Here is a 6,109-nt window from a genome sequence, read left to right on the forward strand (position 1 = left end):
TTTGCCACGGATCCTGCGAACTCGGGGCTGAAAGTACTGATATTACCGTCCCGGTGGATAGTAAGTATCCTAAGGGGGCTGGTCTCGAACACCTCACGACTGTATGTCTCATCAACCCGATGAGCCGCAAAAACTTGGCCAAGATCGTGGAACTCCCGGATGCGAATTTTGCTCCTATGGGGCCACCACCTATCGAACAATCGCCGAGTGAAGTCAGTGTACTCGGCGACCACAGAATTGTTCCCTTCATCCGGGTGGAGAGAAGTAGTCCGATTGGCATTCTCAACCTCCTCGACATTGAAGGCTACAGCGCTGAAGTCATTATCGAGGAAAAAGTCGAACAATTCTTCCGGGCTTTGTAGTGCTGCTCTCGTGAGGACGCAGAGTGCTCCTGGCCTTATTCCGTGCCTTCTCAATTCTTGTACTCCCCGAAGCGTGGCGGCGTGGGATCCAGTCCCTGACCACCTAACGCGTTGCATATCATGAAGAAAAGAAGGGCCATCAATGCTCACGCCAACGGAAAATCCATGGGTGGCTAGAAAATTGGCCCACCTCGAGTCCAGCAAGGTCCCGTTGGTCTGTATGTTGTTTCTGATTCGCAGTCCTCGTTTGTTATAAGTCGCCATAAAGTTGAGGGCGCGCTCGTAAAATTCGATGCCTGCTAAGAGCGGCTCGCCCGCGTGCCAGAGGAACTCGATTTCATCCTTCACTAGCTCACTTTCTAGGACCTTTTTACACACGGCCTCCAAGGCCTCAAATGTCATGCGAGTAGCTACACGGCGACCTGGAACGTAACAGTATGTACAATTGAGGTTGCAGAGTGATGTAGGCTGCACGACGACGAGCTCCGTGCGATATTCGCCCATTTGTATCAGCCTCCTCGTGCGTCATGCTCCGACCATAGGCGCACGATCCTACAATCCCGTACACGCGTAGGAACGGCAGTGGCCCGTGAACATGGCTTTACTGTGTAGATGATCTCCCGCATGGTCAGCGGGATGGCTTGATCGTGCCGTGGTGCAGGACAGGAACAGGCTCGGGAAGTGTCGAGGACTCTGGCCCGTGCCGCCGTTGGCCCTCTGGTCGCGCATGTGGCCGCCGACTAACGATCTCGTACATGGTTAGCGGCGGGGGGTCGTTGACCTGCTCAGGCGGGTCCGATCACCTGGCTGTGCCGGCCGGTAGGACTCTCGGTGGGCGGCGCGGGCCTGGGCTTGGCGTCGTCGGCGCCACCACGACCAGTCCGCGACGTGGTCCATGCCAGGTCTGGATGTCCGGATCAGCGTGTTGAGCAGCCGGCGGAGTTCGGGCACGGTCAGCGCGATGAGGAGCAGGCCGCGGGCATCGGCGGGTGGGCTGAAGAAGGCTACCGGTCCCGATCCGTCCCTGACCGTCGACGGGCGCGGCGCGAGCGTGGTGCCGAACGCGGGCGTGGTGCTGTTGCTGCGCACGGCCCAGAGCGTCGGCCTGACCGCCGCCTTGACCAAGGCGCTGCGGCCGTGGCAGCGCCTTGGTCAAGGCGGCGGCATCGCCCGGGCAAGGTGGTGTTGGACCTGACCGTCGCCCTGGCCGTCGGCGGGGACTGTCTGGCCGACATCAGCCAGGTGCGTGCCGCGCCGGAGGTGTTCGGGTCGGTGGCGTCGGATCCGACGGTGTCCCGGTGCATCGACACCCTGGCCGCAGATGTTCCGGCCGCGCTGGCGGCGATCGCCGCTGCCCGCGCCACCGCGCTGGCGCGGGCCTGGGCACTGGCTGGCGCCCAGGCGCCCGACCACGGCACCGACGCGGGGACGCCGCTGGTGATCGACGTGGACGCCACCGTGGTGACCGCGCACTCGGAGAAACAGGGCGCGGCGCCGACGTTCAAGCGCGGGTTTGGCTTCCATCCACTGTGGGCCTTCGTCGACCACGGGGCCGAGGGCACCGGCGAACCGCTGGGGTTCCTGCTGCGCGCCGGCAACGCCGGCTCCGAACACCGTGGTCGACCACAAGGCGATCATCCGCGCCGCGCTGGCCCAGCTGCCCGGCGAGCGCCGACCGGGCAAGAACGTGCTGGTCCGCATCGACGGCGCCGGTGGCACCCCATGAGCTGATCGCCTGGCTGACCCACCGCCGGCTGTCCTACTCGGTCGGGGTTCTCCCTGCCTGGAGCCTTGGCCTCGATCCAGCAGTGGCTGGCTGCCATTCCCGAGCAGGCCTGGGAGCCGGCCTATGACGCCGACGGGCAGGTCCGCCCGGGAGCCTGGGTCGCCGAGATGACCGGGCTGTTCGACCTCTCGGGCTGGCCACCGGGGACGCCGGGCTGATCGTCCGCCGCGAGCGCCCGCATCTCGGCGCGCAGCTGCGCATCACCGACCTCGGCGGACACCGGATCACTGCCTTCGTCACCAACTCCAACCGTGGGCAGCTGGCCGACCTGGAGCTGCGCCACCGCCGCCGGGCCCGCGCCGAGGACCGCATCCGTGGGCTAAAGGACAGCGGACTGGCCAACCTGCCGCTGCACGACTTCGCCCAGAACCAGATCTGGTGCGCGCTGGTTGCGCTCGCCGCCGACCTGCTCGCCTGGATGCAGACCCTCGCCCTGAACGGCCATGAGGCCGGCCGATGGGAACCCAAGCGGCTGGGCCTGCGGCTGCTCTCCATCGCCGGACGCCTCGCCACCACCGGTCGGCGGACCTGGCTGCACCTGGCCCGACCAGCGCCGTTCACCGGCCTGGCCCTCGATGGCCTCCGCCGCCTCGACGCCCTGACCGCCCCCGGCTGACCACCGAACCGCCCGCCCCGACGACCAACGACCGCCCGGACCCGTGGAACCGGCGACCACCCCGACGACACGGGGCGATCTGTCACACCCCGAATGCGAAAACACCGACCACGGCGGTCAAGAACCCGCTGCGCCGCTCACGCAGACGAGCCATGCAAGATCCGGGCTAACCACGCACGAGGTCGTAAGAAGACCCGATTGCCGAGCACGGCGGCGGAAGAGTACCGACGTGACTGCTTGAGCCGATCATGCCGAGATTAAACTGACTGTGCCCTGCATAGAACCCACAGGTCCGTCCCGGCCTCTTCGGTCACCTCGATAGTGACTCGGAGCGCGCTCTCGAAACAAGCGCACGTATGTCCGGACGAGCACCGATACGCTGTGACACGGACGCGTCTGGCGCCGCCTGCTGCGGGGCGCCGGTATCTCGAAGATATTGCCGGGCCGTTGTTGGGGTTAGCAATCGTTGACCGCCTGCACGCAGGATCCCTTGGACGCAAGTTAGGGCACCAGCGACCATTGGCGCTGCGCTCGAAGTCCCGTCAAATTTGTCCGTGTACCAGTAGTCCTCGCCACCCGGCCCGCCTTGGAGATCACCGAATCCGCATGTGGTGACCTCTTCCCCCCAGCCCTGCGCGTCAAGCGACGACCCGAAATTTGAGAAGTCACGTCGCGATCGGTCAGGACCCCAGTCCCGCCCATGAACGCCAGGTGGCGGAGCACCAGCGCCAACAAGGATAGCGCCGGAGTCTCGCTTGCCGCGGTCGAAGGGATTTGACCATGTGGGCGGGAACCCTAATGCCGACCTGCTATACGCAGGATTGTCTAAGTCCTGGTAGCCGTTTCCCCCCGCCTCCACAACGATGATCCCGCGCGAAACGGCGTACATTATCACGTCAAAGTCATCTGGCCACCACTCAACCGGGGCATAGGGTGACTTTCCGATTTCCTCAATGTACGGTCCGGGTCGATGCAGCTCGATGAGTAGTATGTCCCCCGCAGACAGCGCGTCGGCAGCTTGTCGAATGGCCACGGCTGAATTCATCCCGTCACCGAAAATGGCGATTGCGCGGTGCACGGCGCGGGGCGCGATTCCGGCAACTCCGACCCCGTTGTCGTTCGCCCCCATAACGCCGAGGACGGCAGTGCCGTGATTCCGCCACATCAGCCGGCTCGATTGCGCTCCACTGATCACTCCGCCATGGTGATTCAAATTTTCATGCGTAAAACGCCACGCCCCCTCTACGTCGACTACGTTGACGCCCTCCCCTTTACCACCCTCCTGCGTCCAGGCCCAACGGGCGTCTACTCCACTAGGGGAAGCTTCAAGGTACAGCTGCCGACCGGAAAAGTCGGGAGTAACCTCAGGTGGTTCCTCGGCGCGGGGGGTGATCTGCTTGACGTTTATGGGGAGTTCTGCTGGTGGCTTTACGTACGCGCCCGCTATGAAATCGAGGTTGCGAAGCCCATCGGCGATGCTGTCTTGTCCTTCAGCAATGCCCGTGACGGTGAAGTAGGAGTCGAGTGGGGATATAAGTCGCTCGGCAAGGGCTCGCGTCGTGCGGAAGGCTAGTCGGTGGCGGTACGGACCGAAAAGTGGCCGGACCGCCACATCGCTGGCGGATGTCGCCGTCGGAGCGGCAGTGAGAGCAGCGAGTAGCTGACTGCTGTGTGCATTTTCTGGTACAACCCGGCCGGCCCGGACAACAATATCAGCGCGGGGTCCGAGGACAACGACGACTTGCGGTTGTCGCTCGATTGCAGTCGCGCTGCCTTGGGCGACGTGGGGCGGGTCATTCGCCACACAAAACACCATGGAACCTCCGCTTTCAGCATTTACATGTGCTGAGAGAGATGATGAGTCGATCAGCGTGGGGGAGCCTCAGATGGCTTAACGTAGGCAGCGGCGACTATGGCGCTCGCGCGAAGCGCGGCGAGGACAGGTTGGATATCATCATTGCGCGACACAAGAACTCTGTACCAAGATACAAGATCGGGTGCATTGGCATGCGGATGCATTTGCTCAAGGATTAGGCCAGCAGCTTTGAGATTATCGATCAGCGCCGTGAACTCAGGTGGCCACTTTCCGGTCGCGAGCCGCGAGGCGACCACGTCCGTGCGGAAGGCCAAGACAATCTCGGACGGCTCCGAGGACTCTTTCTCCTCCGGCGCTGTTCCGGTCATTGAGGTTTTCTCACCAGGATTCGCCCTCCGCGGACACCTGGGTGACGCATCGTTGCAAGTCAGACCACTGCGTCAGCGAGGTGTCGAATTCCGCCGGGCGGGAATCTGCGCCGAGGAGTCGCAACCGAAGTTCCTGACGTGTCGCCGCTGCCCTTACCAGCGGCGCCAGCCGCACGCTCCGACTGGGTGTGGATTGCTTGTGGGAAAACCTCATCGAATAAGCCCCCGATCCACGCGGTGGTGAATCGTTCAGATTATACGGATGACTCACTTCAGTTCTAGGCGAAACTGTAAGGATCGTGCCATCGGCCGTCGGAGTCGAACATCTCTCCAACCCGACCTTCAGATCGATTCGAGGAACCGCCGGCCTTGGCCGATCCCGCGCCGGTATCAAAGCGTCGCGGGCTTCCATATACTGACAGGCGCTCACGGTATCTGGTTCTCGTAGGGGCATGGCCTTGACGAGGTTACTGGCTCCTAGGAAATGTGCCCTCAAAAGCACGCTGGCGATGTTAGTCACCTTGGCTCTGCTTTAGTTTTCCCTTCGCCGCTATCTTCTCGATAAGCAGGCTAGCGAGGGCTTTGCGATGGAGTGCGCAGGTGCGGGTCTCTGTAGCCCGAAGGGTTCCATGCTCGGAGAACTTGTTCGATATAAATTCGCTCCCACACACCCAGAAGAATCCGCAAGCATGGCGGCACATATCGACACTTACCTGCGCTTCTTGGGTGATTCTTTGGAAGGCTGATGTATGTGCCAATTCGTCCAGCGAGCTTACGTCCATGATATTCCCTATCACGAAGTTGGCGTACTGTGGCACGTTCTCGTAATCCGCGAACTCGGGACTGAGCGTACTGACGTCGCCGCTTCGCGTTACGGTGAGTATGGCCATCGGTCTAGTCTCTATCGGCTGGTGGTGATACGACTCATCGGCGCGATACATCTGAAAGGCCTTAGCGAGGTCCGTAAACTCGCGAATCTCAAAGGTGTGTCGATGGGGCCACCAGAGGTCGAAGAGTCTGTCAAAGAACTGCGTATACGCTTCAACCAACTCTGCGCGAGTTGTCGACTCAAGCGAAGTCTCGCGGTGGACGTGCTCAGCCTCTTCAATGTTGAACGCCACGGAGCGAAACCCATTTTCAAGGAAAAACGCGAAGAGCTCG

Annotated in this window: 3 protein-coding genes and 1 pseudogene; 1 reads left to right on the forward strand and 3 read right to left on the reverse strand. The window is 62.2% G+C overall.

The window, feature by feature from the left end; translation table 11 throughout:
* Positions 1-866, reverse strand: an 866-nt coding sequence (locus tag BUB17_RS26420; protein WP_141243190.1) for a radical SAM protein, incomplete at its 3' end; no start/stop codon positions are given.
* 490 nt (positions 867-1,356) lie between these two features.
* Here BUB17_RS26420 and BUB17_RS24340 point away from each other — a divergent pair.
* Positions 1,357-2,764: pseudogene (locus BUB17_RS24340) on the forward strand (IS1380 family transposase).
* A 310-nt stretch (positions 2,765-3,074) separates the two neighbouring features.
* Here BUB17_RS24340 and BUB17_RS28670 read toward each other — a convergent pair.
* Both BUB17_RS28670 and BUB17_RS26425 read right to left on the reverse strand, forming a co-directional pair.
* On the reverse strand, positions 3,075-4,580 hold the full coding sequence (locus tag BUB17_RS28670; protein ID WP_083606590.1) for a S8 family peptidase: 1,506 nt from the start codon (positions 4,578-4,580) through the stop codon (positions 3,075-3,077).
* Positions 4,581-5,460: 880 nt separating this feature from the next.
* The coding region (locus tag BUB17_RS26425; RefSeq protein ID WP_208983648.1) for a radical SAM protein at positions 5,461-6,109 on the reverse strand (649 nt) is incomplete at its 5' end.

The organism is Geodermatophilus obscurus (assembly GCF_900143215.1).
GTDB classification, from domain to species: Bacteria; Actinomycetota; Actinomycetes; order Mycobacteriales; family Geodermatophilaceae; genus Geodermatophilus; species Geodermatophilus obscurus_A.

Bases quoted from the DNA above. Each gene is read 5' to 3' on its own strand.
- BUB17_RS28670 (WP_083606590.1), bottom strand. From the start codon at position 4,580: ATGGTGTTTTGTGTGGCGAATGACCCGCCCCACGTCGCCCAAGGCAGC.